We start from the raw sequence: 26,492 nt of genomic DNA, 5'->3' as shown, positions 1-26,492 counted from the left end.
AGATGATGATGGATATTGCAGAACAGACGACCGCGTCTCAATCCGACGCGTCCTCGATCCGGCCCGCCAAGCTGGCGCATGTGGTTATGCGAACTAATGAGCGGTTCGAGGAAATGGTGCGCTGGTATCTGCATGTCCTGAACGCGCAATGCGTCCACAAGGACGATAATCTCGCGTTTCTCACTTATGATGGCGAACATCATCGCGTGGCGATCGCGCGCGTGCCCGAAATGGTCGACCGCCCTTCCGGGACGGTTGGCGTCGACCATGTTGCCTTTACCTTTGCCGCGCTCGATCATCTGCTCCTGACCTATGAGCGGCTTGCGGAAGATGGGATCGAGCCGATCCTGTCAATCAATCACGGTGCGACCACGTCGATCTATTATGAAGATCCAGATCGCAACCGGATCGAGTTGCAAGTCGACAATTTCGTTGATTTCGACGCATTTGCCCAGTTTCTCGAAAGCGGCGCGATGAAACGCAATCCGATCGGGGTGGCATTCGATCCGGCTGCGAAGTTGAAAGCGATGCGCGACGGGACGCCGGCGGCAGACCTGCAACGCTATGACGAGGATCAGTTGGATCCTGCCATAATGGGCGTTCTGGCTGCAAACTGACCCTCTGGGGCCGGTATCGACGCCCATCCGATGTCAGCACCCGATCCTCACCTTCGCCGCGGGCTAGCGATCAACTCTTGGCCCGAGCTCCATGAATGAAAAGGGCCGGCCCGATGCTCACTCTTTATCGATTCCAGGGCGCAACCTGCGCTTCCAAAGTCATGCTCGTTCTGGCCGAGAAGGAAATCGCTTATGAGGACAGGCTGGTACCCAGAAGCTATTTGTCCGATCCGGAATATCTGAAGCTCAATCCCGCAGGCGTGGTGCCGACGCTGATCCATGATGGCAACGTGCTTGCCGAATCGAGCGTGATCATGAGCTATCTGGATGACGCTTTCCCCCGACTACCCTTACGACCCCACCACCCGCTCGGCCGTGCACGGGTGAACTATTGGTTGAAGCTCCTCGACGACAGCCTGCGACATTTGGGCATCGCCACCTATGCGATTGCGATGCGGCATCCGATCCTCGCTCTGCCCATCGAACAGCGCGAAGCCTATTATGCATCGGTCCAGATCCCGGAGCGACGGCAACTCTACCGCAACCTCGTCGAACAGGGACTGGAGGCGCTGGAAGTGGAGGGCGCATTGCAAGGACTCAAGGCGTTGCAGCAAGAAGCCGAACGGAGCCTGGTTGCCGATTTCCTCTTGGGCGACTATAGCCTCGCCGACGCAGCATTGACGCCGTTTCTTGCGCGAATGGAATTGCTGGGACTGCTGCTCTCTGAGGCGGAAGGGCCCCGCCTGCATCAATGGTGGAAGCGGGTTCAGACCCGTCCGTCTTTCGAGATTGCCGTCACCGCCGCTGCACCCGAAAATGCCGACCAGATCCGGCAACTCGCCGCCGCGGCGCAGGAGCAGATCGCAAGTCGCTACGCAAGGTGACGACTTCAGGGGCGTCGGGGCGGAGGTCTTGTTCCGCGGGTGTCCAACGTCAATGGCTCAGGGCCAACTGCTCGCGGCACCATTGCGGGACGCAAACCGCGCTTCAGCAGCAGCGATCCGCTCTGCATAGGCTTCCATCGCGGTCTCCTTGATCGGCCCATAGCCACGCACGGCGTCAATTTCGTCCAGCAGTGCAGACGCTTCCGGCAGATTTGCATCGCTCAGCCCATCGAGCGTGCGCTCCGCTAGTTGCTCATAGTCGCCAATGAGCTTGCGCTCCGCTCGGCGCTCCGCTGTCATGCCGAAAGGGTCGCACATCGTTCCGCGCAGGAATTTCAGGCCTTTCAGGAAACGCAATGCGGGCAGCATCAACCATGCGGGAAATTCGCGCTTGGCCGGCCGCCCATCGCGCCCGCGTCCGCCCAGAAAGGGAGGCGCCAGATTGAAGCTCAGGCGCGCGCCTTCGGCGAAACTCTCGCGCAAACGCGCGTGCAGCTTCGGATCGACCAGCATCCGCGCAACCTCATACTCATCCTTGATTGCCAGCAATTTGGCATAGTTGCGCGCAAAGATGGTCGTCAGAACAGTTGAACCGGGAACCGCCGCGCTTTCACGCGCCTGCACCGCCGCAACGCGTTCGCGGTAGCGCTGCGCAAGTGCTTCGTTCTGATAGGTGGTAAGGTGCGCGGAACGATGCGCCACGATCGCTTCCAATGTGTTGGGTACGGCATCCTCGACGTCTGGCCGAGGCATCATTGCCATCACCCGACCGGGATTGGCGACGAAAAGGCGTCCTAGACGAAAGGCATTGTGATTGAGACGGACCGCGACGCCGTTCAGCGTGATCGCCTGTTCCATCGCCGCGACCGAAACCGGCAACAGGCCCGATTGCGCCGCCATGCCCACGACCATCAGATTGGAAGCAATGGTGTCGCCGGTCAGGCCAAGCGCGAGCGCTGTCGCATCGACCTGTTGCATGCGCTCCGCGCCGATCTTTTCGGCAAGATGCGCGACCAGCACTTCGCTTTGCGGAACAGCGTCGCGATCGAATTGAAACGCCACCGTCGGAACCACCGCTTCATTGGCAATGGCACGGCTTTTCGGCGACAGCGTCGATGCTGATTCGGGCGAAAGCGCCGCGACCAGATCGAAGGCGAGCAGCAGGTCGGCCTCTCCGCTCCCCAGCCGCTGCGTATGCAGATCGTCCGGTGTGTCTGCGATGCGGATGTGGCTGAACACCGCACCGTTTTTCTGAGCCAGTCCCGTCATGTCGAACAGGGACGCTGCGCGTCCGTCGATATGCGCCGCCATGCCGATCAGGGCACCCACGGTGATGACGCCCGTGCCGCCGATGCCTGCAACCATGATGTTGTATTTGCCCGGCACCACCTTGGGCGTTTCAAGTGAATCGAACAGCGCGTCCGTCAGTGTGACACCGCTCGGCGTTCGCGGCTCGGCATCGCGGATGGTGATGAACGACGGGCAAAATCCGTCGGCGCAGCTATAATCTTTATTGCAGCTCAACTGGTCGATCGCGCGCTTGCGGCCAAACGGGGTTTCCCGCGGCAGGATACTGACGCAGCTCGATTGGACCGAACAATCGCCGCAGCCTTCGCAAACATCCTCAGCGATGAACATCCGCTTGGGCGGATTGGGGAAATTGCCGTGCTTGCGACGGCGTCGCTTCTCCGCCGCGCACGTCTGTTCATAGATCAGCACCGTGCAGCCCGGCGTTTCGCGCAGCATCCGCTGTACGCTGTCCAGCTCGTCGCGATGCTCGATGGTTACCACCTTCGGCATGGTCCGGTCGCGACGATGGTGATCGGGATTGTCGCTCAGGACGGCCACCTTGCCGACACCTTCGTGCAGAAGCTGCTGTGCGATTTCCGAAACCGATAAAGGGCCATCGACAGGCTGGCCACCCGTCATGGCAACGGCATCGTTGTAGAGGATCTTGTAGGTAATGTTGACGCCGGAGGCGACCGCTGCCCGGATCGCCAGCAATCCGGAATGATAATAGGTGCCGTCGCCCATATTCTGAAAAATGTGCGGGGTGTCGGTGAAGGGCGCCAGCCCCATCCAGTTAGTGCCCTCGCCCCCCATCTGAGTCGGCAGCATCGCCTTGTCGGGGGTGACGAAGTTGACCATCGTGTGGCACCCGATGCCGGTCATCGAAACGCTGCCGTCAGGGATTAGTGTCGAGCGGTTGTGCGGACAGCCCGAGCAGAAGAACGGGCTCCGCTTCAGACTGGCTATATGGGCATTGTCGGGGCGGGCGGACGTAAGGTGCGCAATCGCCCGATCGATTGCCGCGTCGCGAATGCCGAGTTCGGCCAGCCTGCCCGCAATCAGCCGCGCGATATCGGCGGGATCGAGCTGAACGACGGACGACAGTAGTGCCCGTCCGCTTTCATCCTTCTTCCCAATCAGAAGCGGCGCATCGCGATCGTTGACGAGCGCCTCGGCGATCTGCACCTCGAGAAACGCCTTCTTCTCCTCGACCACCAGCAGCGTGTCGTGCCCGCTCGCGAATTCGGCGACACGCTCGCCGTCGAGCGGCCAGATGCACCCGACCTTGTACAGCGAGATGCCCATTGCCGCAGCGCGCACCGCGTCCAGGCCAAGCAGTTCCAGCGCCTGCATCACGTCGCCATGGCTCTTGCCGGTACTCACGATGGCAAGCCGCGGCGTCCCCGCACGAAAGACCGTTCGGTCGATCCGGTTGGCGCGAACGAACGGGATGACCAGCGGCAGTCGGTGCTCGACCACGATCTGTTCCGCGCGCAGCGGATTATAGGGTCGGATCGCAGCGTGCAGCCCTTCGGGCGGCCGCGATGCGATGGGTGGCAGCGCGGGCGCGAAATGTTCGAGGTCGATATCGATCGTAGCGGTCTGTTCGACCACTTCGTTGACGCACTTCACGGCAGTCCACAGACCCGAATGGCGCGAGAGCGCAAGCGCCAGCAATCCATAGTGCAGAATCTCGCTCACGTCGGCGGGATAGAAACAGGGGATCAGGCTCGCGGCAATAGCCTGTTCGCTTTGATGCGCGACGGTTGACGATTTGCCCCCATGATCGTCGCCATAGAACAGGACGACACCGCCTTTGGCATGAGCGCCCGCATAATTGCCGTGCTTGAACGCATCGCCCGACCGATCGACCCCGGGGCCCTTGCCATACCATGCGGCAAACACGCCATCATATCGAGCGCCGGGCAGCTGATCGATCTGTTGCGTGCCGGCAATGGCAGTCGCCGCTAGGTCTTCATTTACGCCAGGCTGAAACTTGATATGCGCCGCCTCAAGCCGCCTGGCCGTCGACCACAGGGTCATATCCACATTGCCCAGCGGCGATCCGCGATAGCCGCTGATATAGCCCGCCGTCTTCAATCCCGCCCGCGCATCGAGCGTGGCCTGCGTAAGCATCACGCGGGCCAGCGCCTGGGTGCCGTTCAGCATCACGCGCCCAGTGGTTACATTCCATTTGTCGTTTAGGGTGATTGTGGTCATATCGGTCCCGTTTCTCGTCCGTGACCGTCTATCGGAAGTGCTGATGAAGCGCTGTCATCTGCATGACAGCGCAGATTGCTCTCCCCTGCCAACCGAAGGAGATGGAGTGATGACTGAACGATATTCGGCATTCGATTTGCTGCAATGGCTCTCAAAGGACACCGCCGATGCGTTTCTGGCGGAAGGCAAAACGCGCCATTTTCCTGCACGCAGTTCGATCTATCTGCAGTCCGAAGAAGGCCGGGATATGTTCCGGCTTGTATCCGGGACGGTCAGACTGTCGCTGATCGGCGATGATGGCCGCGATCTTCTGTACCAGTTGTTCAGCCCCGGCGATTGTTTCGGCACCAGCAGCGTTGTTGACGAAGAACCGCGCCCCCATACCGCAGAAGCGTTTGACCAGGTGACATTGCAGGTGTTCGACCGCGCGACGATAAACCGACTGCGGCAAGCGCATCCCGAACTGAACGATGCCCTCCTGAAGCTGCTGTCGCGGCATATGCGGCTGCTCAGCGACTATTTTGCGGCGGCTACGTTCGACGAAGTGTCGTCAAGGCTCGCCCAGCGCCTTCTCGACATTACGGAAACCTTCGGCGTTGCGCGCGACGATGGAATCGGTCTGTCCCGGCGGCTCTCGCAGTCCGAACTCGCGGCGATGGTTGGCACCGCCCGACAGACCGTAAACAAGGTGCTGCACGAGTTTCAGGAGTTAGGCATCATGTCGCTCCACCAGGGCTCCATGTTATTCACCGACCTTGCCAAACTTCGCGAAATCGCACTGAAGGGCGCCCGACTGCAACATTTCGCGGCGGTTTCATCCTGATACGGAACGCCACCGCGGATGCGTGCTTGGTCAAGATCAGGTCCGTTGTCGGAAATGCAATGCCCTGACCGTCGTGCTCCATCACGTCCCGTCAAACATCGATCTCGGCAGCGTCATCACTCAAGGCGGAAGGGCTGAGAGAACGGCTGCTCACCCCTATGGTACAGACGGCGCCATGACAGAAGCGCTTTGAGGACTAAGACCTTGGTCAGAAAATCCCGGAAGCGGTTGCGGTTGCCACCCGCCGATGCGATGGAGGCGCCGGGTGTTCGTTTTCCATATGCAGGTGCGGGCAGGTATTCACGCTGGTCGGGCCGCCAGCGACCATTAGCCGTATTCGGACGATCATATCATGTACCACCCCCACGCGCACCCGAGCGCGATCCGCCGCTTTCTTGAAGCGCAGTCGTCCGCTGGAATCGTGCTGATGGGCGCTGCGGTCGCGGCACTGCTGATCGCCAACTCGCCCTTGGCGCAGGATTATGCTGCAATCCTCCATGCCAACGTCGGACCGCTTTCGCTGGAACATTGGATCAACGATGGCCTGATGACCATATTCTTCCTGTTGGTCGGGCTGGAGATCAAGCGAGAGATTCTGGATGGCCAGCTTTCCACATGGCCGCGGCGCGCCCTGCCAGGTGTGGCCGCGCTTGGCGGGATGATCGTTCCGGCGCTGATCTACCTTGGTTTTAATCGAGGTTCGACAGCAATCGGATGGGCGATCCCGGCGGCGACCGACATCGCATTTGCGCTGGGCGTCATCGCGCTTCTTGGAAGGCGGGTGCCGGGATCGCTGCGCATATTTCTGGCTGCGCTGGCGATCATTGATGATCTGGGTGCGGTGATCATCATCGCTGCTTTTTACACGTCTGGCCTTTCGCTGCCTTATCTTGCGGGCGCGATCCTCGCGATTTTTGTCCTGATCGGGTTCAACTGTTTCGGGGTTCGTCGCTTGTCGCCCTACCTGCTGGTTGGGCTGCTCCTCTGGCTACTGATATTGTGGTCGGGCCTGCACGCGACGCTGGCTGGCGTCATACTTGCCTTTGCCATACCGATGGAGCGCACCCCTGGCCGCTCCGACGCTGACTGCGACAGTCCCTTGCATCGTCTCGAGCGCGCCCTGCAAAAGCCCGTCGGCTTTATCGTTGTTCCGATTTTCGGGTTGGCGAATGCTGGCGTGCCGTTGCTCGGATTGCCATCCGGCGCGTTGATGGCGCCCGTCACATTCGGTGCGGCGGCCGGGCTGATATTCGGGAAGACGATCGGCGTGTTTTGCTTCTCATCCTTGGCTGTCCGCATGGGGATAGCGGATTTCCCCGCCCATGCGACGCGTATCCAGATGCTGGGCATAGCGCTTCTTTGCGGTATTGGCTTTACGATGAGCATCTTCATCACGCTTCTTGCGTTTCCCGACAGTCCATTGCTGCAAGCGCAGGCCAAGATCGGCATTTTGACGGGGTCGTTTGTCTCCGGGCTGATCGGCTTTGCCGTGCTGCATCGGGCAGGTAATGTGGCGCTACATGCATCGGGGGACATGGCGGAATGAGCATGGAAGGATTGACCGAACGCGCATATGTCGCGGGCAGGCGGGTGAATGCCGGACTGGCCCGGCTGGCCCTGTATCGCTGGTGGCGGCGGCGCGTCGTCGGGACAATCGACCATCAGGCGGTCGTCGCTCGCATCATCGACGAAAGTGGATGGTCGCCCCGCTATGCTTTCATGACGATGATGTCCGCGGGCATTGCGGTGCTCGGCCTGCTGCTATCATCCCCGGCGGTTGTGATCGGCGCGATGCTGATCTCGCCATTGATGAGTCCAATTCTGGGCTTCGGATTCAGCCTCGCGCTGTTCGATTTCGCCGAGATGCGGCGATCGCTTTTGGCGCTTGCCATCGGCTCCTTCGCTGCCGTTGCCTTCACGGCGCTGATTGTGACAGCCTCGCCATTGCAGGCGCCCACGGCGGAGATTGTCGCGCGCACGCGCCCCAATCTCTTTGACCTTGGCGTCGCGCTATTTGCCGCGCTGGCCGGCAGCTTCGCGATCATTCGCGGCCGTGGCGAGACGATCGTGGGCGTCGCCATCGCCACGGCGTTGATGCCGCCGCTCGCCGTAGTGGGCTATGGTCTTGCGACCTGGAACCTGCCGGTGCTGGGGGGCGCGCTTGCGCTATTTGTCACCAACTTCATTACCATCTCGCTCTCCGCAACGGTGATGGCGCGCTATTATGGCTTCGGGCATCATCTCTCCAGCCGCCAGAGCTGGGCGCAGACCGTGGTGCTGCTGCTCGTCTTTGCCGTCATGGCCGTGCCGCTCGGCCTGTCGCTCAACCGCATTGCCCGTGAGGCGCTGACGATATCCAGCGTTCGATCGTTGCTGAACGAACGCTTCGGCGGCGATGCGCGCGTGACCCAGTTGGAAGTGGCGTTCGACCGCAATCCCAATGTCGTCCGTGCGGTCGTCATCACGCCACGCAATCGGACCCAGAGAACCGCGGATCTGCAGCAGGCGATCGAGACGGCGCTTGGCTATCCGGTTCGGCTCGATATCGATCAGATCCTGCTCGAACCGGGCGCCGGCGCGCTCGACGCGCAGCGCGAGGAATTGCGGCAAGCGGGCGAACAGACAAATTTGGAGGCGCAGCGCATGGCTGCGCTGGCGCGGATGATCGCCCTGATCACCGGAGTTGCCAGCGATGATGTGACGATCGACCGCGATCACCGCCGCGCGACCGCAGCCGCCGTTCCGCTGCCGGGCGCGACCGTCGCCACCTATCGCACATTGGAGGAACGCGCCGCAGCCGAAACCGATGGCTGGAATGTTGCGATCGTACCGCCGCAAGGGCCGCTGCCGGAGATCGCCTTCGCCGATAATGTCGATACGCTCGATCCATCGGCGCGCGCTGCAGTGCTGACGTCCATCTGGGCGGCACAACGCTGGAACGTGCCGATGCTGGCTGTGCCCGGATTGCCGGTCGGCGAACCGCCAGCACGCCCCAACCTGACCCAACGCCGCGCCATGACCGTGGCCGCCCTGCTGGCGACGCAGGGCATCCGTGCCGCCCCCGCGCCGGGCGGGGGGCAACGCTTCAGCCTGTCTATCGGGGACGCACAATGATCGGCGGCCTCAGGCTGACGCCGTTTGACGCGGCAGCGATCCTCATCGTCCTTGCAGCCGCTCTTGGATATTTCAACTATCGCTATTTGAAGCTGCCCTCGTCGATCGGGTTGACCGTGATGGGGGCGATTGCTTCATTGCTCGTGGTCGGGATCGACCGAATTCTGCCCGGCGCGGACTTTGCGCGCGACGTCGTTCGGTTCATCGCCGGCATTGATTTCCACACCACGTTGATGGACGGGATGCTTTCCTTCCTGCTTTTCGCGGGCGCGCTCCACGTCGACTGGGGGGAGATGCGGCGCGGGCGCTGGCCGATCATTGTGTTGAGTACGATCGGTGTAGCACTTTCCACCGCCCTTGTCGGTGGTGGCTTCCTGCTGCTCGCCCGCGCGATCGGGTTCGATTTGCCAGCGATCTGGTGCTTCGTGTTCGGGGCGCTCATCAGCCCGACCGATCCGGTGTCGGTGATGGGGGTACTCAAACGCGCGAACGTCTCGCCCACGCTGGAGGCGACGGTGGCCGGCGAGAGCCTTTTCAACGATGGTGTCGGCGTTGTCATCTTCACCATTCTCCTGGCATCCGCCCTGTCTGGCGATGCATTTTCAATGGCGCATGCGGCAGAACTGTTCGCGGTGGAGGCAGGCGGCGGCGTGCTGCTCGGATTGATCGTCGGGTGGCTGGCGTTCCGGATGATGCGCTCGATCGACGACTATAAGGTCGAGGTGTTGATCAGCCTTGCAGTCGTGATGGGCGGCTATGCGATTGCCCGGCCGCTGCATGCCAGCGGCCCGGTAGCGATGGCGGTGGCGGGGCTCATCATCGGCAATGCCGGGGTCGCGCATGCGATGAGCGAGACGACGCGCGATTATCTCCATAAATTCTGGGATCTGATCGACGATATATTGAACACAGTGCTGTTCCTGCTGATCGGGCTGGAGGTCGTGACGATCCCCGCTGACCTGCGGCTCCTCGTCCTCGGACTGGCTGCCATTCCTCTGGCGCTCGTCGCGCGCTCGCTGTCGGTGTTGCTGCCGCTTCGTGCGATCCGGCCAGGGCACCGATATGGCCGGGTCGTGCCGGTCACCCTGATCTGGGGCGGCTTGCGTGGCGGCATCTCGATTGCGCTGGCGCTCGGATTGCCCGATGGGCCTGCGCGTTCGGTGATCCTTGCCGCCACCTATGTCGTCGTCCTGTTCTCCGTCATTGTTCAGGGCGGCACGATCAAACGGGTGCTGGAACGGCTCACTGCTGCCGATGCGAGGAACCAGTCATGAAGGCACGCCTGCTGCGACTGTCCAACGACCTGCGCGAAAGCTACTGGTTCGTGCCGACGATCATGGCCATCGCCGCACTGCTGCTGGCGTCGGGAATGGTCTATGTCGACAGCCACGCTGGTTCGACCTGGATGGACGGGATGCCGTGGCTCTATGCCGCGCGTCCCGATGGTGCCCGTGCCCTGCTATCCTCGATCGGCGGGTCGATGATAGGGGTGGCCGGCACCACCTTTTCGGTGACGATCGCCGCCGTGGTCTACGCCTCGGGCCAGTATGGCCCGCGCTTGCTCAGCAACTTCATGTCTGATCGCGGTAACCAGGTAACGCTGGGTACCTTTATCGCGACCTTCGTCTATTCGCTGACGGTGTTGCGCACGATACGATCGGCCGGGGAAAGCGGCGCGAGCGCACCCGCATTCGTGCCGCAACTGGCGCTGCTGGTGGCGTTGATCCTCGTCCTCTGTTCGATCGCGGTGCTGATCTTCTTCATTCACCATGTGCCGATGCGGATACATATCAACAATGTGATCGAACGCATCGGCGACCGGCTGATTGAGGAGATAGACTCCCGCTTTCCGACTTACATAGGCGAAGCGCTCGGCGAGCGCCCGGACAATCCGTCTGTTCCCTCCGCCTTCCGCGAAGACGCGACCTCTGCCGAATATGAGCGCCGGACGCCTGTTCGATCGAAGAACATCGGCTATATCCAGTTGATCGACGAAGGCACGCTGCTGGCGGCGGCGCGTGAGCATGATCTGGTGATCCGCCTGCAATATCAGTCCGGCGACTTCGCGCATAATGGCAGCGTGCTGCTGGAAGCCTGGCCCGCCGAACGATGCGGCGAGGATGCGGTGAAGGCGTTGCGTGAAGCCTTCGCGGTCGGCGCGCGGCGCACGGCTCTGCAGGATCTGCGCTTCCTGATCGATGAACTGGTGGAGATTGCGGCGCGCGCCCTTTCGCCGGGGGTCAATGACCCGTTCACCGCGAACAGCTGCCTCGATTGGCTTGGCGCGGCGATGGCGGAACTGGCCCGACGCGACCTTCCATCGCACCTGCGCACTGACGAAGACCATGCGCTGCGGGTCATTGCCTATCCGGTGACGTTCGACGGCTTCATTGATCGCGCGTTCGGTGCACTTGCCCAATATGCCAGTGCGGACAGGATCGCGGGTAAGCGCTTCCTGGAGGCGCTCGGCGATGTCGCGCTTAGCTGCGACGATGCTGGGCGGATTGCCACGCTTGTTGACCAGGCGCGCGCGTTTCGGACGCTGGCGGAGGGGAAGCTGGACGGGGCGTGTCGCGACGTGGTTGTCGGTCGCGCCGACCTTCTGCTCCGGGCGTTGGCGGCACCGGATTACAAGCGCCGGCTGCGGGACGATATTGGTTGGCTGGGCGGCTCCGCATGATTATCGCATTTGCCGGGCGGCTTTGCCTGACTTCCGCAGTGTTACGCGCTATGGCGGGCGGATCATGGTGAATCTTCCCGAACAGGCGCGCGATCTGCTGCGCGAACATGGCCCCACCGCGCCCGTGTGGCGGCGACGTGTCGCTATTCTTGGCGGCGCAGTCACGATCGGCCTGGTCGCCCTGCTGTTCGCGCATCTCGCCGACTGGGCGGGCGAACGCTTTACCGTCCTAGCCATGCGCTGGTGGTGGGCGCCGCTGATCGTCACGCCGCTGGGCTATGCCGCCATTGCCGGCATCACCGCTCGCCTCGCGCCCGCGGCGCGCGGGTCGGGCATACCCCAAGTCATGGCGGCTACGCGCGATCCCGATCATGCCATGTCGGCGCTCGTGTCGGCGCGGATCGTCATCGTAAAGCTTGGCCTGACGATCGGTACGCTGCTTGTTGGTGCATCGACCGGGCGTGAGGGCCCGACCGTTCAGGTCGCGGCGTCGATCATGGGCTATGCGCACCGGATCATGGCCATCCCCCTGCGCGCGTCGGTGTTTATCGCAGGTGGCGCAGCTGGCGTCGCTGGCGCTTTCAATACCCCGCTTGCCGGCGTTGCCTTCGCTATCGAGGAACTGGCCGCCGCCTATGAACAGCGCATGACCTTGCTCGTCATGACCGCCGTGCTCATCGCGGGCATGACCAGCCTCGGCCTGTCGGGCGACTATGTCTATTTCGGTGTCATGCGGCAGACGCTGTCAGTGCGCGAGACGATGCTGGCTGCGCCTTGTGCTGGCGTGCTGGGCGGGCTGATGGGCGCGTTCTTTTCGCGCGCTGTACTGGCGACAGGGCGCACGCGCTGGTCGCCCGTCGCGTGGCTGCGGGCGCGACCTATGCTGTTCGCCGGGCTGCTTGGCGCCATCGTCGCGATCATCGGGGTCGCCACCGGGCTGACATGGGGCACCGGCTACAGCGCGGCGCGCGCGATCATCACCGGGGCCGATGCGCCCCACTGGTATGGCTTGGCCAAGCTGGCGACGACGCTTGCAACGGCGGTGTCGGGCATGCCCGGCGGTATCTTCGCGCCGTCTCTGTCGGTCGGCGCAGGTGTCGGCGACATGCTTCGCTGGCTGTTCCCGACCTATCCGGGTGGCGCGATCGTGCTGCTGGGCATGGTCGCTTACTTTACCGGCGTCGTTCGGGCACCGCTGACTGCGGTCATAATCATCTCGGAAACGACGGCCAGCCGCGGCTTGATGATGCCGTTGCTCGCCTCGGCGCTGATCGCCGATGTGGTTGCACAGACCGTCTCGAAGGAGCGACTCTACCACGCGCTCTCGCTTTCCTTCCTGCCACCGCCGGCCGAGACAGATGCGGAAGCGGAGTCCGCTCGTCACGATCCGGCAGAAACGCCTAGATCATGACAATGGGCAGACCTGAGCCAGGGTAGGGCAGGGCATCGGGCCGACGGCCGAGCCATTACATCAGCCAGTAACGCAGTCCCAGCGATACCAGCAGCAGCGCGGCAACGCTCGCCGTCCATATCCCGACGAACCAGCCGAGCTTCATCAGGCGCGCGCGCATCAATGATATCCTTCGCTGTCGACCTTGCCCCGGAACACCCAATAGGCCCAGGCGGTATAAGCCAGGATCACCGGCACCAGAACGGCCCCGCCCACCAGCATGAACAACTGGCTGCGATAGGGGGCCGCCGCTTCCCAAATCGTGACGCGGGCAGGGATGACATAGGGCCATATCGAAATCCCCAGTCCCAGCAGGCAAAGGCCAAACAGCGCGAGCGCCCAGAGAAAAGGCTGTGCGTCCTTGCGCTGCGACAGGCTGCGATAGAATAGCGCGGTGACGATGACGGTCGCCAGCGGCACTTGCGCCGTTGCAAGTACGCCGGGCCAGGAGAGCCAGCGGCTCTGGTAGCTCGCCTCCAATGTCAATGTGGCCAGGCTGACCGCGCCGATCAGAATGAGCAGCGCGATGCCCAGCCGTCCGGCATAGGTCACCACCTGCCGCTGCAACCCGCCTTCCGTCTTCCAGTTGAGCCAGCAGGCACCCAGCAGGGCGTAGCCCACCATGAGGGCAACCCCGGTCAGCAGCGAGAAGGGCGACAGCCATTCCCACCAGCCACCGGCATAGGCGCGTCCCTCCACGCTGATCCCCTGCAACAATGCGCCCAGCGCCACACCTTGTGCAAAGGTCGCCACTGCCGAACCGCCGGTAAAGGCGCGGTCCCACATCGCCCTGTGGGCCGGATCGCGCCAGCGAAACTCGAACGCCACGCCGCGCAGGACCAGGCCCAGCAGCATCGCGATCAACGGCGCATACAGGGCTGGCAGGATGATGGCATAGGCCAACGGAAAGGCAGCGAGCAGGCCGCCGCCGCCCAGCACCAGCCAGGTTTCGTTACCGTCCCATACCGGCGCGATGCTGTTCATCGCCGTGTCGCGATCCTTCCCCACCTTGAACAGCGGGAAGAGGATGCCGATGCCAAGGTCGAATCCATCCATCACGACATAGGCGATGATCGCAAAGCCGATGATGGCGGCCCAGATGACAGTCAGGTCGATCATCCTTCGCCTCCTTCGATGGCTGGTGCAGGTGTGATGCCGGCGGTGCGGATCGGCGCGCCGTCCAACGTACTTTCATGGGCTTGCGGTGGCTTCTTCATAAGGTGCAGCAGATACCAGATGCCCATGCCGAACACGCTGAAATAGACAAGGACGAACGCCAGCAGCGATGCTGCGACCGCGGGCGCATCCAGTGGCGAAGCACTGGCGGTAGTGCGTAGCAGGCCATAGACGGTGAAGGGCTGCCGCCCGACTTCGGTTACGATCCAGCCCGCCAGCACTGCGATGAAACCCGATGGTCCCAGTAGTAACGCCGCGCGATGCAGCCACGTCCATTCATGCAATTTGCCGCGCCAGCGGGCGATCAGGCTCCACAGACCAAGGCCCAGCATCGCAAGCCCTAAGCCGACCATGACGCGAAACGCCCAGAACACGATACCCACCGGGGGCTGATCGGCATCGGGCACGCTGTCCAGCCCCTTCATAGGGGCATTCAGATCATGTTTGAGGATCAGCGACGACGCCTTGGGGATGGAGATGGCGTAATCGACGCGCTTCTTGGCGCTGTCGGGAATGCCGAACAGGATCAGCGGCGCACCGTCAGGATGGCTCTCATAATGGCCTTCCATCGCCATCACCTTGACCGGCTGATGCTCCAGCGTGTTGAGGCCATGCATGTCGCCTGCAAATATCTGGATTGGTGCGACGATCGCCGCCATCCACATCGCCATGGAAAACATGGTGCGCGCGCCGGGATTGGTCCGGTCCTTGAGGAGGTGCCAGGCGCCGACACCGCCGACTGCAAAGGCCGTCGTCAGATAGGCGGCCAGCACGGTATGGACCAGCCGGTAGGGGAAGCTGGGATTGAATATGATCGCTGTCCAGCTTGGGCCTGGCAGAAACTGTCCGTTCGCGCCGATCTCATAGCCTGTCGGTGTTTGCATCCAGCTGTTGACCGACAATATCCAGAAGGCCGAAATGAAAGTGCCGATCGCGACTGCGCACGTGGCCGTGAAATGCAGCTTGCGCCCGACCTTGTTGATGCCGAACAGCATGACGCCCAGAAAGCCGGCCTCCAGGAAGAAGGCGGTCAGCACCTCATAGGCCATCAACGGGCCAATGATCGGGCCAGCCTTATCGGAAAAGACCGACCAGTTGGTACCGAACTGATATGACATGACCAGGCCCGACACCACGCCCATGGCGAATACGACCGCGAAAATCTTGAGCCAATAGCGGAATAGATTGGCGTAAACGCCCTTGCCCGTCGCTAGCCATAATCCCTCCAACACCATCAGATAGCTGGCAAGGCCTATGGAAAAGGCAGGAAACAGGAAGTGAAAACTCACCGTGAAGGCGAATTGGGCGCGGGCAAGAAGCAGTGGGTCAAGCGAGTCGAACATGGGCATGTCCTTTCACCCGCCATGTAGCAGGCAGGGAGGGGGAAGGGGATTGGTCAGATTGTCATGCCGGGCAAAAAGGCAGCCGCGCTGCGCCAGAGCATGTAGAGCGCGACGATGAAGATCAGCCCGGCAAAGACCATGGTCAGCCGTCCCGTCTTGCCGCCCAGCGTTTCGGCCAGCCGCGTGCCAACGATGCTGCCGACAACACCACCGACCACGAATATCCCAGCGAGCGGCCAGTCGACCAGACCCGAAAAGGCGTAGTTCGCGGCTGTTGTGAGGCCAAAAGCCGTCACCGCGACAAGCGACGTGCCGACCGCCATCAACATGGGCATGCCCGTCGATGCCACCAGTCCGGGCACGATCAGGAAACCGCCGCCAATCCCGAAAAAGCCGGAAAATAATCCCGACCCCAATCCATAGGTAACGACCTTGGGCGCCTTTTCCCGATTGCATTCGGCCCCCGGATTGCCTGGATTGCCGCGCCCTTTCAGCATCAGAACACCGACGAGCAGCATGACCAATGCAAAGAGGAACAGCAGCTTGTCGCCATCGACCATCTTGCCAAAGGTCGATCCGGCGAGCGCGCCTACGATCCCGGCCGCCGCATAGATGCCGCCGCACCGCCATTTGACATGATGCGCGCGGGCATGGCTGGCGAGGCCAGCCGCCGCATTGGCCGCGACAGCCAGAGCGCTGGTGCCGATGGCGACATGGGCGTTGGGCACGCCGACCAGATAGACCATCAACGGCACGGCGAGGATCGATCCGCCCCCGCCGACAAGGCCCAGCACGAAGCCGACCAGACCGCCCGACAGGCCGCCCAGCAGATATTGCATGTTTGTCATCATGACTGCGCGCCGATCAGGCAGGGCTTTACCATCCACTCGCGCCCCTTGAGCATCCCGTGCCAGTAGACGGGCGGCAGGATCGTGTCCTTCAGCAGCCAGGACAGGCGGGAAGGCCGGGTGCCATCGATCAACCAGTTGGGGAAGCTTGGCATCAACTTGCCGCCATAGCCAAATTCAGCGAGCACAATCTTGCCTGCCTCGACCGTCAGCGGGCAACTGCCATAGCCGTCATAGATCGCGACAGGCGGCTGGCCATCCAGTGCCGCCAGCGCGTTGACCGCGACCACCGGCGCCTGCTTGCGCGCGGCCGCCATGGTTTTGGCATTGGACGCAGAACAGGCGTCGCCAAGGGCGTAAATGTTGGGATAGCGCGGGTGGCGGAGCGTGACTTCATCCACTTCGACAAAGCCAGAGGCCGCCGCCAGCGGGCTATGGCGGATGAAATCGGGGGCCATTTGTGGCGGCACGACGTGGATCATGTCGAACCGCTCGGCCACGCGCCGAACGCTGTCGCCGTCCGCCTGTTCGAAGATCGCGGTTTTGGACGGCCCATCTATTTCGACCAGCTTCGACCCGAAGTTCAGGTTGATGCCGTAGCGCCTGACATAGTCCATCAACGCCGGGACATAGGCGGGAACGCCGAACAGGACGGCGCCCGCCGTATGGAACTGCACGTCGCAATTGCCCAGCATACCGGCCTTCTCCCAGCGATGGCAGGACAGATACATCGCCTTCTGCGGCGCGCCCGCGCATTTGATCGGCATGGGCGGCTGCGTGAACAGCGCGCGACCACCCTTGAACTGTTTGACGAGCCGGTTGGTATAGGGGGCCAGATCGTAGCGATAGTTGGAGGTCACGCCGTCATTGCCCAAGGCTTCCGACAGACCGGGGATGGCGTTCCAGTCCAATTTAACGCCCGGACAAACGATCAGCACGCCATAGGAGACCCGTCGGTCGTCATGCAGCACCACCTGCTTCTCATCGGGCAGGAAAGCGCTAGCCGACGCCTTGATCCACGTCACGCCGCGCGGAATGAGTCGCGCTTCCTCACGCCGTGTAAAGCCGCTGTCGAACACGCCCGCACCCACCATGGTCCAGCCGGGCTGATAATAATGGGCCTCACTGGGTTCGATGATCGCAAGGCGGATACCCCGCCGTCGTTTTAGAGCTGATTGTGATCTGACGGAATCGTGGCTGTCTCTTATACACATCTAGATGTGTATAAGAGACAGCCGCTGCATCGCTGATCCGGTACCGCCGCGCGGCCTCCCGCCGCGACAAACCTTCAACTTCAACCGCTGCGATCCCCCGACCGCGCAAATCCTGGGAATAAGCTCTGGGCATCCATGCCAACCTCCAACAGCTGTCCCTTATACACATCTAGATGTGTATAAGAGACAGCCGCACCGCCGCTGCATCGCTGATCCGGTACCGCCGCGCGGCCTCCCGCCGCGACAAACCTTCAACTTCAACCGCTGCGATCCCCCGACCGCGCAAATCCTGGGAATAAGCTCTGGGCATCCATGCCAACCTCCAACAGCTGTCCCTTATACACATCTAGATGTGTATAAGAGACAGCCGCACCGCCGCTGCATCGCTGATCCGGTACCGCCGCGCGGCCTCCCGCCGCGACAAACCTTCAACTTCAACCGCTGCGATCCCCCGACCGCGCAAATCCTGGGAATAAGCTCTGGGCATCCATGCCAACCTCCAACAGCTGTCCCTTATACACATCTAGATGTGTATAAGAGACAGCTCCACAGCAATGCAAAAACTACTTCCGACATGCCGGATATGCTGCCGTATGATCACAAACTGCTCTAGAATGCTGGCGGCGGTCGCGATCCCGGCGCTGCCACCGCCCACGATCACGACATCATAATGGGCAGCGTCCTGACGGACCAATGCCCCCGCCATCTCTGCCAGCTTTTCCGCGCGCGCGCCCGACCGGCAATAGGCAAGCACGGGTCCCGGCAGGCTGTCGAGCGCGGCTCGCATGGCATCGGCATCTGCATCGGTCAGCGCCCCGGCCACCGCAGGGACATAGGCAAAGTCCAGTCCCGCGGACCGGGCAGCGGCGCCCATCTCTTCTGCCGTCGGCTGGTCCGCGCCTTCGCCATCGGGGCGGTTGCACAGGATTGCACGGAAGCCCATCGCCGCTGCTTGCGCTATATCCGCCGGGGTTAGTTGCGCGGTGACACTCAGCGTCGGGGTCAATTGCTTGATGGCCATGATGAACCTCCTCTATCCGGCGCGGCCGGTTATGATTTTATCGTGAAATGATGGATCGCCATGCCGCCCAGCATGGCCAGCACGAAGGGTGCAGCCGCCGCCGGGGAAAGCGCGAGGCTGGCAATGGCGGGACCGGGACACAGCCCGCCAATGCCCCAGCCGATACCGAACACTATTGCGCCAAGCGCCAGCTTGCCGTCGATCGCGCGCGTGTCGGGCAGAGCAAAAGCGCGGTCGGCAAAGGGGCGGCTGACCCGTCTTTGAACGATCCATGCAAGCGCCATCGGGATCATCGCGCCGCCCATGACGAAGGCGAGGGTGGGGTCCCACGCGCCGAACAGGTCAAGGAAGGCGCGAACCCGCATGGGGTTTGCCATGCCCGAAATGGCAAGTCCGCCGCCAAACAGTGCGCCCGACAATAAGGCAATGATGATCCGCATCATATCATGCTCGTCAGGCGCATAAGCGCCACGGTTGCAAAGCCGCTGCCCATGAACAAGGCGGTCGCCACGATCGATCGGCGGGACAGGCGAGACAGGCCGCATACCCCATGGCCGCTGGTGCAACCCGATCCCAGCCGGGTGCCAAATCCCACGATTAGACCCGCGACGATCAACAAGCCAGGCGCTGGAAAGGTGGCAGGGATGCCGTCTGACAGCAGCGCAACCAGGACCGCGCCAACAGGCAATCCAACGGTGAATGCTATCGCCACGCCGCGCGGCGGGCCGCTGGCAGACAGGCCGATGGCCCGCGCCGCAAGCCCGCTGACCCCGGCGATCCGCCCGAGCCCCAGCAACATGATCGCGGCAGCCAGCCCGATCATGAGGCCGCCGATCAGGCCCGCAATTGGCTGCGCATCTGGAAACCCCGCTATCATAGCTGGTTAACCGGGATTTTGAGATAGGTGACGCCATTGTCGTCGGGCGCCGGCAGATGGCCTGCGCGCATATTCACCTGCACCGATGGCAGGATGAGGCGGGGCATGTCGAGGGTGGCGTCGCGCGCTTCGCGCATGGCGACGAAATCATCCTCGCTCACGCCGTCATGCGCGTGGATATTGGCGCGGCGCTGTTCGGCGACCGTGGTTTCCCAGGCATAATGATCGCGCCCTTCGGGCAAATAATCGTGGCACAGGAACAGCCGGGTTTCCGGTGGCAATTCCAGCAGGCGGCGGAGCGACCGGAACAAGGTGCGTGCATCGCCGCCGGGGAAGTCGGCGCGGGCCGTGCCATAATCAGGCATGAACATGGTGTCGCCCACAAATGCTGCGTCGCCGATGACATAGGCGACGCAGGCCGGGGTGTGGCCGGGGACATGCAGCACCGTGACCGCGATATTGCCGATCATGAACTGGTCGCCATCGGCCCACAGATGGTCGAAGTCCGACCCGTCACGCTGGAACGTCGTACCTGCGTTGAACAGCGCGCCAAAGGTGTGCTGCACTTCGCAGATATGCGCACCGATCGCGATCTTGCCGCCCAGTTTCTGCTGAAGATAGGGCGCCGCCGACAGATGGTCGGCATGGGCGTGGGTTTCCAGATGCCAGTCGACGCTCAACCCCTGCGCTTCCACATAGGCGATGACCGGTTCGACCGCTTCATGGCCCGTACGTCCAGCGGCGGGATCATAGGTCAGCACGCTGTCGATCACGGCCGCGCGACGGGTTTCGGCGTCATGCACAACATAGGTGAACGTGAAGGTCGGCGCGTCGAAGAAGGCCTTGACCACCGGCACTCCGCTTCTGGCGACACTGACCTGTACAAAGGCTTTTTCAAGTGCGGGATCGGTCATGCGACTCTCCTTCAATTTCATATTTACACATACTATGTATTTATATAATATGAAATCGTCAAGGGGTTGCAACACGCCTCTGGCAGTTGCAGGAAAGCGCCATGAATGATGTCACGACTGCCCGCCCAATCCCGCTTCGTATCGGTTCCCCCGCACCCGATTTTCGGGCGCGCTCGACAATGGGCGATTTTCAGTTGTCGGCGCTGCGGGGACAGTGGGTGATCTTCTTTTCCCATCCGGCTGATTTCACGCCGGTGTGCAGCACCGAATTTGCGGCTCTTGCACGGCGGCAGGCGGACTTTGCGGCGCGCGACTGCCGGTTGGTGGGCGTGTCCGTCGACAGCCTTTATTCCCACATCGCCTGGGTCCGGGCGCTGCGCGATCTGTTCGATGTAGAGATCGACTTCCCGATCATCGAAGACCCCAGCATGGCCGTTGGCCGCGCCTATGGCATGATCGACGAGGATGCGGCGGACAGTATGACCATGCGGACGACCTTCTTCATCGACCCGCAGGGCGTGATCCGCGCGACCACGGCCTATCCCCACAATGTCGGTCGATCCGTGGATGAAATGCTGCGCCTGCTATGCGCGTTGCAACGGGTCGACGGCGGAACCAGCCTGACGCCGGAAGGCTGGATGCCCGATCAGCCCGTCTTGCTGCCACCTGCGCAAGGCACCGACGCCGCGCCCGATTGGTTCTGCCGGATGGCGCCCCAGTCATGACCGCGCTCTACCAGGATCGCGATGCAGCCGCGGCTGCGGCGGACAAGATCAAGACATTCGCCCAGGCCCAGCGCCTGATGATCTTGTCCTGCCTGCTGCGCGGCGAGTATAATGTCGGGGAAATCGCCGACATCACCTCCATCGGCCAGCCAGCGCTCAGCCAGCAGCTGGCCGAACTGCGCCGCGCCGACCTCGTTCAGACGCGCAAGGAAGCCAAGCAGGTCTGGTACAGGCTGGCGGACGAGAATGTGGCGCTCTGCGTACGCAATATCGAGGCGATGTTCGGCTTCGGTGGTAGCCCGGTTTTACCCGTTGCGAGCCCAACGACGATATCGGCGCCAGCAGCCGAAGGCGTGGCCGGTTTCGCCCGCATTCTTTGAAAACAAGGCTTCGGCCGGTCGAAGATGAAAGCGCATGATGCGGTAGGCAGGGCGTCTAGTCCGGCTTGCCGCCATTCCATCGGACGTCGCTGGCGGCGATAATGGACTGGCCGCGCATAATCGACCAGAGGCGATGGGGTGTCTTGGGGTCCCAATCGATCGCCTGCCCCTCCGTCGCGATAGGGATGGTCGCCAGCAACTCCAGCGTCGATCCAGCGCTTGGCAGGCGCATGACATAGAGTTCGGGCCGATCATGCCCCGTGACATATAGTTGCCCGTCCGGTCCCCAGCTCATGCCCGAGCAGCTGAACGGCGCAAAACGCGCCAGCACCTCTGCCGGGAACAACCATCCCCGCAACTGCCGGAACTGATCGTCAAGCTGTACGAGGGTCGTGTAGCGATGGTCGCGGTCGGCTTCCCTGCCCTTGCCGTCATAATTGGCGAACATCGCCCACCAAGTCCCGTCATGCCGATCAAGCGCGGTCAATGATCCTGGCCCCATGCCCAGGCTTATGCTGCGTATATGGCGCAGGCTCCTGGTATCGAAGATTTCGACAGCGCTCGTTTGTGGCACCGCCGGATAGTTGGACGCGGCGCATATCAATTCACGGCCTACCACCGTGCAGCTGTTCATATGCGCAAATAATGTCCGGTCGCCCTTCCACTGCGCGATGCGCACGCCGTCGCTGATCCGATATTTGCCGATCCGGTCATTATCGATCGCATAGATATGAACGCCATCGGAAGCGACGCCCTGCCGCGCTTCCTCTGCCTCTATGCGCAGGGTCACCGGCGCGCTGTCGGCAGGGACGGCTGGCTGCGCCGCGCCCTGAACGGCAAGCAGCACGGGCAAAAGGAGAGAGACGAGCATCTCCACCCTATATGCCGACATTTGTGACGGCTTCATGATCGGCGCAACCATGACAAGCGGTTCGTCCAGCCTTCATCATTCCGTCACGAATAATGCATCAGCCTGTTATGAATATCCGACATGGGCGGGTCATGCACTGCTCTCGTCCGCCGTTACCGCCAAGCGACAATGCTATCGTCGGCAGCAACCGTGAAGCGGCTTTGTCACCGCGCGTTCTGGTCTTTCTGCATGGGCCCGGCCCCGGCGGGGTCGAACGTATTGCGCTGCGGCTGATCAACGGTTGGCGGCGGGACGGGATGGATGTGCGCTTGCTCCTCGGCAGCCCTGAAGGGTCGATGCAGCATGAAATGCTGCCCGGCGACGCTACGCAATTTCTTCCGTCCTGGCCGTTGATCGGCCGACGCCTGGCCAGCCTGCGCCTTTTGGGCGCTACGGTGCGCGCCATCGATGCGTACCGGCCCGACATTCTGTTTTGTGCTGGCAATGTCTATGCGATCGTTGCCGTGCTGCTGAAATTGCGGCTGGGGCGGCGCTGCCCGCTCATTCTGGCCAAGATCAGCAACGACCTGATGCGATCCGACATGCCATGGATCAAGCGGCCCGTTTATCGGCTTTGGCTGCGCATGCAGGGCAGGGCGATCGACCATTTTGCCGCTCTGTCCGATCCGATGGCACGGGAAGTCGCAGCACGGATGGGTGTTGATCGTGCGCGCCTGCATGTCGTGCCCAATCCGGTGCTGGCGCTGGCCGATCTCGATGACGTTGCGCCATTGCCGTCATCGCCGCTACCGCGCCGGGGCAGGCATTTCGTGGCGGTGGGTCGGTTGGAACGGCAGAAAAATTATCCGCTGATGCTGCGCGCTTTCGCGGCGGGAAGCGGGCCGGACGACAGGCTGACCATATTTGGACAAGGGCGCGCGCGTGACGGGCTCGAACGTCTGGCCGCCCGTCTCGGCATTGCGGGGAAACTTTGTTTTGCCGGATTTAGCGCGGATGTCCGACGCCAGTTGCCGGACCATGACGTGTTGCTGCTGTCATCCCGCTATGAAGGGCAGCCGGGCGTGGTGGTCGAAGCGCTGGCATGCGGCCTTCCGATCATCGCCACCCGATGCTGCGCCAGCATGGCGCCCCTGCTTGACGATGGCGCGCTCGGCACGCTGGTCGATGGCGAGGATGAAGCGGCGTTCGCTAATGCCATCCGTGCCGCGCACAGCGATATGCAGGATCGTCCGCGCGCCCGCGCAAAGGCGGCGGCGTTCACCATCGAACGCGCCGTGCCAGCCTATCGCGCGCTTTTCCGTCACGTGCTGACCCAGTCCCCGCGCCAGCGCCACGCCGCGCTTGCCACGCTCCATTCGCAATCCCCTCTGGAGGCGCAGCTGTCATGAGCCAAGCCGATACTCTTGCCCCGCTGATCAACCCGCAGGGTGCGCGCGCCATATTGGACCCGACACCGCTGGTGCGGTCTGGCCGCAACTGGACGGCATGGTTCGGTCCGCTCATCTCCTTCGCGATACTGGCGGTCGTATTCGTCCAGATCGGCTCCTTCGATTTTCACAAGCTTGTCGCGATGCTGCCGCGAACGCCGCTCTTCTGGCTGCTGTTTGCCGTGACATACAGCCTGACGCCACTGTGCGACTGGGTCATCTTCAACCGATTATGGTCGATACCAGCCGGTGGCCTGTCGGCCTTGTTTCGCAAGCGGATCAGCAATGAATTGCTGCTTGGTTATCTTGGCGATGTCTATTTCTACGCATGGGCGCGGCGGCATGTGACGATGGCTGGATCGCCTTTCGGCGCAGTCAAGGATTCCGCGATATTGTCGGGCGTGATGGGCAATATCGTCACGCTGGCGATGCTGCTCTTCACGCTGCCGCTGCTGTCATCGCTGCGGTTGGCGATGGACGGGCGGGCGCTGGGCATTTCGCTCACCATCCTTGTGGCGACTTCCTTCGGCCCCATCCTGTTCAGCCGCAAGGTTTTCAGCCTGCCCTGGCCCGAACGGCGGATGGTGGCGGCGGTGCATCTGGCGCGGATTGTCGCGAATGTGCTGCTTTATGCGACATTGTGGCACCTGCTGCTGCCCGATGTCGCGCTGAGCTGGTGGTTCATGCTCTCGACGCTGCGGCTGGTCCTCTCCCGCCTGCCGATGGTGCCGAACAAGGACGTGCTGTTCGCAGGGGTAGCCGTTTTCCTCGTCGGGCGTGAACTGGAAATTGCCCAGGTTCTGGCCGTGATCGCCAGCCTGCTGCTGGCCGCGCATCTGCTGGTCGGATTGATCCTGGGCGTGAGCGGGCTTGTGAAACAGCGGAGGCAGGCATGACAATTCCGGCCCTTTGGACGATCGGCATCATCGCTGCCGCGGCGGTGCCGACCATTCCGTCGACCCCGGATCTGGGCAAGGCGGAGGCGCGCTGTCGCCCCGGCGAGAACGGCCCTTCCCTACTGCTGGACATAGTCGGGCTGAAGGATCGCGAAGGCCGCCTGAAGGCGGAAGTCTATCCGGCCAATGATCAGGATTTTCTTCAGGACGACAATATCCTGATTTCCCAGGGCAAGACATTCCGCCGGGTGGAAGCGCCGGTCGAGCAAGTCGCGACGCAAAATGGCCATGTGGCGCAAATTTGCATTCGTGTGCCGGGGCCTGGCCGTTATGCGGTCAGCGTGCTGCATGATCGCGACGGCAATCGGAAATTCGGGCTATCAGTCGACGGCGTCGGCTTTGGCGGCAACCCGAAGCTGGGCATGGGCAAGCCCAAGGCCGCAGCCGCCACGATGATCGTCGGCAGCGGGCCGACGCGCGGGCGGATCATCATGAATTATCGCCGGGGATTATTGTCCTTCGGCCCGATCAAGGCGCTTTAGGTCATGCGGATCGTCGACATTTGCGCCTTTTACGCGCCGCAGGGCGGGGGCGTTAAAACCTATGTCCGGCACAAAATGCTGGCCGGGCCTGCACGCGGGCATGAAATCATCATTCTTGCGCCAGCGGCGCAGGCGCATGTGGAATATTTTGGCGATCATGGGCGCATCGAATATGTGCCCGGCCGCCGCTTCCCGCTCGACGGGCGCTATCATTATTTTCATGATGAAGCGGCCCTGCACGCCCGGCTGAACGCGCTGCGCCCCGATCTGGTGGAGGCATCGACGCCGTGGGGGAGCGCATCGATGGTCGCCAACTGGCGCGGCGATGTTCCACGCAGCCTGATCATGCATGCCGATCCATTGGGCAACTACGCCTATCGCTGGTTTCGCAGCCTTGCCAGCCGCGAACAGATTGATCGCGGATTCGACTGGTTCTGGCGGCATTTGCGGCGTCTGGACGCGCGCTTCGATCATATCGTGTGCGCGAGTGACGAACTGGCGACACGGCTTGTAAATGGCGGCCTGCGGCATGTCGTCACCAATCGCATGGGGGTGCAGCCCGGCATATTCTCGCCCCGTCACCGCGACCCCGATCTGCGGCGAAGGCTGCTGCAATGGTGCGACCTGGATGAGGATGCGCTGCTGTTGTTCGGTGCCGGGCGTCACGCCCCGGAAAAACGATGGCCGATGATCATCGAAGCGGTAACGGCGTGTGGCTTCGATCGCCCGGTCGGGCTCGTCATTGCTGGCGATGGTCGTGCGCGCGCCAGCGTGCAGCGCGCCGCAGCGGACAATCCGCATGTCCGGCTGATGGCGCCGATCACGGACCGCCATGGCTTTGCCAGCCTGCTCGCCAGCGCCGACGCGCTGGTGCATGGCAGCGAATCCGAAACCTTCTGCATGATTGCGGCAGAGGCGCGGGCGAGTGGCATTCCGATGTTCTTGCCCGATGGCGGGGCAGCGGCGGATCATCTGGTGCCGGGCGCTGGCCATCATTACCGCGCGGCCGACACATCCAGCCTGGCAGCGGCCATTCGCCTTTTCCTGGCGCAGGGGCCGTCCGGTCATCTGGCCAATGCCAGCGCCGCCGCCATCGATACGCGCACCATGGACGCGCATTTCGCCGACCTGTTCACCCTCTATGAAGCGACCAGACGCAGCCTGCCGATCGCTGCATGAC

At 62.5% G+C, this 26,492-nt stretch carries 27 protein-coding genes; 14 read left to right on the top strand and 13 right to left on the bottom strand.

The features are described 5' to 3' along the window. Positions 1-8 precede the first annotated feature (8 nt). Together FE851_RS17520 and FE851_RS17515 are read left to right on the top strand one after the other, a co-directional pair. Positions 9-617, top strand: a complete 609-nt coding sequence (locus FE851_RS17520) for a VOC family protein (RefSeq protein WP_145205211.1) — start codon at positions 9-11, stop codon at positions 615-617. Positions 618-730: 113 nt separating this feature from the next. Continuing rightward, complete coding sequence (locus FE851_RS17515; protein ID WP_186378879.1) at positions 731-1,501, top strand: glutathione S-transferase family protein; 771 nt, start codon at positions 731-733, stop codon at positions 1,499-1,501. Positions 1,502-1,558: 57 nt separating this feature from the next. Here the strand turns inward: FE851_RS17515 and FE851_RS17510 are convergent, their stop codons facing one another. Further along, positions 1,559-5,011, bottom strand: coding sequence for an indolepyruvate ferredoxin oxidoreductase family protein (locus tag FE851_RS17510; protein WP_145205205.1), 3,453 nt, complete (start codon positions 5,009-5,011; stop codon positions 1,559-1,561). 43 nt (positions 5,012-5,054) lie between these two features. Here FE851_RS17510 and FE851_RS17505 point away from each other — a divergent pair, with 43 nt between their 5' ends. The 6 genes from FE851_RS17505 to FE851_RS17480 all read left to right on the top strand — a co-directional run bounded on the left by FE851_RS17505 (position 5,055) and on the right by FE851_RS17480 (position 13,039). Next, positions 5,055-5,834, top strand: coding sequence for a Crp/Fnr family transcriptional regulator (locus FE851_RS17505; protein WP_261371064.1), 780 nt, complete (start codon positions 5,055-5,057; stop codon positions 5,832-5,834). Between the two features lie 352 nt (positions 5,835-6,186). Next, positions 6,187-7,380, top strand: coding sequence for a Na+/H+ antiporter NhaA (gene nhaA, locus FE851_RS17500; RefSeq protein ID WP_145205199.1), 1,194 nt, complete (start codon positions 6,187-6,189; stop codon positions 7,378-7,380). Beyond that, on the top strand, positions 7,377-8,948 hold the full coding sequence (locus FE851_RS17495; RefSeq protein ID WP_145205196.1) for a DUF389 domain-containing protein: 1,572 nt from the start codon (positions 7,377-7,379) through the stop codon (positions 8,946-8,948). The genes nhaA and FE851_RS17495 overlap by 4 nt, the downstream gene beginning before the upstream one ends. After that, positions 8,945-10,222, top strand: coding sequence for a cation:proton antiporter (locus FE851_RS17490; protein WP_017181612.1), 1,278 nt, complete (start codon positions 8,945-8,947; stop codon positions 10,220-10,222). Before FE851_RS17495 ends, FE851_RS17490 begins: the two co-directional genes overlap by 4 nt. Further along, positions 10,219-11,628: a DUF2254 domain-containing protein gene (locus FE851_RS17485; protein ID WP_107124508.1), complete on the top strand. Its 1,410-nt coding sequence runs from the start codon at positions 10,219-10,221 to the stop codon at positions 11,626-11,628. Before FE851_RS17490 ends, FE851_RS17485 begins: the two co-directional genes overlap by 4 nt. Before the next feature lie 64 nt (positions 11,629-11,692). After that, a complete protein-coding gene (locus FE851_RS17480) occupies positions 11,693-13,039 on the top strand; it encodes a chloride channel protein (RefSeq protein ID WP_107124682.1) in 1,347 nt (448 codons plus the stop codon). A 55-nt stretch (positions 13,040-13,094) separates the two neighbouring features. Here the strand turns inward: FE851_RS17480 and FE851_RS17475 are convergent, their stop codons facing one another. The 11 genes from FE851_RS17475 to FE851_RS17435 all read right to left on the bottom strand — a co-directional run bounded on the left by FE851_RS17475 (position 13,095) and on the right by FE851_RS17435 (position 20,471). Beyond that, a complete protein-coding gene (locus tag FE851_RS17475) occupies positions 13,095-13,199 on the bottom strand; it encodes a DUF2474 family protein (RefSeq protein ID WP_130753470.1) in 105 nt (34 codons plus the stop codon). Next, positions 13,199-14,197, bottom strand: coding sequence for a cytochrome d ubiquinol oxidase subunit II (gene cydB, locus FE851_RS17470; protein WP_145205193.1), 999 nt, complete (start codon positions 14,195-14,197; stop codon positions 13,199-13,201). Before cydB ends, FE851_RS17475 begins: the two co-directional genes overlap by 1 nt. Beyond that, positions 14,194-15,597: a cytochrome ubiquinol oxidase subunit I gene (locus FE851_RS17465; protein ID WP_107124511.1), complete on the bottom strand. Its 1,404-nt coding sequence runs from the start codon at positions 15,595-15,597 to the stop codon at positions 14,194-14,196. The genes cydB and FE851_RS17465 overlap by 4 nt, the downstream gene beginning before the upstream one ends. Before the next feature lie 53 nt (positions 15,598-15,650). Beyond that, complete coding sequence (locus tag FE851_RS17460; RefSeq protein WP_145205190.1) at positions 15,651-16,448, bottom strand: sulfite exporter TauE/SafE family protein; 798 nt, start codon at positions 16,446-16,448, stop codon at positions 15,651-15,653. After that, a complete protein-coding gene (locus FE851_RS17455) occupies positions 16,445-17,659 on the bottom strand; it encodes an FAD/NAD(P)-binding oxidoreductase (protein WP_222422965.1) in 1,215 nt (404 codons plus the stop codon). Before FE851_RS17455 ends, FE851_RS17460 begins: the two co-directional genes overlap by 4 nt. Before the next feature lie 169 nt (positions 17,660-17,828). Next, positions 17,829-17,969 carry a hypothetical protein gene (locus FE851_RS26255; protein WP_186378878.1) on the bottom strand — a complete coding sequence of 47 codons (141 nt, stop codon included), beginning with the start codon at positions 17,967-17,969 and terminating at the stop codon, positions 17,829-17,831. 36 nt (positions 17,970-18,005) lie between these two features. Further along, positions 18,006-18,146, bottom strand: a complete 141-nt coding sequence (locus tag FE851_RS26250) for a hypothetical protein (RefSeq protein WP_186378878.1) — start codon at positions 18,144-18,146, stop codon at positions 18,006-18,008. 36 nt (positions 18,147-18,182) lie between these two features. Continuing rightward, on the bottom strand, positions 18,183-18,680 hold the full coding sequence (locus FE851_RS17450; protein WP_261371040.1) for a TIGR01244 family sulfur transferase: 498 nt from the start codon (positions 18,678-18,680) through the stop codon (positions 18,183-18,185). 29 nt (positions 18,681-18,709) lie between these two features. Then, complete coding sequence (locus tag FE851_RS17445; RefSeq protein WP_145205188.1) at positions 18,710-19,123, bottom strand: DUF6691 family protein; 414 nt, start codon at positions 19,121-19,123, stop codon at positions 18,710-18,712. Further along, positions 19,120-19,557 (bottom strand): YeeE/YedE family protein, encoded by a 438-nt coding sequence (locus FE851_RS17440; protein WP_145205185.1) that lies wholly within the window; start codon positions 19,555-19,557, stop codon positions 19,120-19,122. Before FE851_RS17440 ends, FE851_RS17445 begins: the two co-directional genes overlap by 4 nt. After that, positions 19,554-20,471 (bottom strand): MBL fold metallo-hydrolase, encoded by a 918-nt coding sequence (locus tag FE851_RS17435; protein WP_145205182.1) that lies wholly within the window; start codon positions 20,469-20,471, stop codon positions 19,554-19,556. Before FE851_RS17435 ends, FE851_RS17440 begins: the two co-directional genes overlap by 4 nt. Positions 20,472-20,572: 101 nt before the next feature. On the opposite strand from FE851_RS17435, the gene FE851_RS17430 reads away from it, so the two are divergent. Together FE851_RS17430 and FE851_RS17425 are read left to right on the top strand one after the other, a co-directional pair. Then, positions 20,573-21,196, top strand: coding sequence for a peroxiredoxin (locus FE851_RS17430; RefSeq protein ID WP_052310922.1), 624 nt, complete (start codon positions 20,573-20,575; stop codon positions 21,194-21,196). After that, a complete protein-coding gene (locus tag FE851_RS17425) occupies positions 21,193-21,576 on the top strand; it encodes an ArsR/SmtB family transcription factor (RefSeq protein WP_019054120.1) in 384 nt (127 codons plus the stop codon). The genes FE851_RS17430 and FE851_RS17425 overlap by 4 nt, the downstream gene beginning before the upstream one ends. Positions 21,577-21,631: 55 nt before the next feature. On the opposite strand, the gene FE851_RS17420 is transcribed toward FE851_RS17425, so the two are convergent. Continuing rightward, positions 21,632-22,468, bottom strand: a complete 837-nt coding sequence (locus FE851_RS17420; protein WP_409994509.1) for a hypothetical protein — start codon at positions 22,466-22,468, stop codon at positions 21,632-21,634. A gap of 110 nt (positions 22,469-22,578) precedes the next feature. Here FE851_RS17420 and FE851_RS17415 point away from each other — a divergent pair, with 110 nt between their 5' ends. Genes FE851_RS17415 through FE851_RS17400 form a run of 4 tightly spaced genes read left to right on the top strand, consistent with a single transcriptional unit; the run spans position 22,579 to position 26,491 of the window. Then, the gene (locus FE851_RS17415; protein WP_261371039.1) at positions 22,579-23,835 is read left to right on the top strand and encodes a glycosyltransferase; all 1,257 of its coding nucleotides are present in this window, start codon (positions 22,579-22,581) and stop codon (positions 23,833-23,835) included. Then, on the top strand, positions 23,832-24,770 hold the full coding sequence (locus FE851_RS17410) for a hypothetical protein (RefSeq protein WP_145205178.1): 939 nt from the start codon (positions 23,832-23,834) through the stop codon (positions 24,768-24,770). Before FE851_RS17415 ends, FE851_RS17410 begins: the two co-directional genes overlap by 4 nt. Further along, the gene (locus FE851_RS17405; protein ID WP_017181628.1) at positions 24,767-25,312 is read left to right on the top strand and encodes a DUF2141 domain-containing protein; all 546 of its coding nucleotides are present in this window, start codon (positions 24,767-24,769) and stop codon (positions 25,310-25,312) included. The genes FE851_RS17410 and FE851_RS17405 overlap by 4 nt, the downstream gene beginning before the upstream one ends. 3 nt (positions 25,313-25,315) lie before the next feature. Further along, entirely contained in the window at positions 25,316-26,491 is a 1,176-nt protein-coding gene (locus FE851_RS17400; protein ID WP_145205175.1) for a glycosyltransferase, read from the top strand. Position 26,492: the final 1 nt, after the last annotated feature.

This window comes from Sphingobium sp. B2 (assembly GCF_007693735.1).
Lineage (GTDB): Bacteria > Pseudomonadota > Alphaproteobacteria > Sphingomonadales > Sphingomonadaceae > Sphingobium > Sphingobium xenophagum.
The sequence above is the reverse complement of the archived record's forward strand: the minus strand, read 5'-3'. Positions and strand labels throughout refer to the sequence as shown.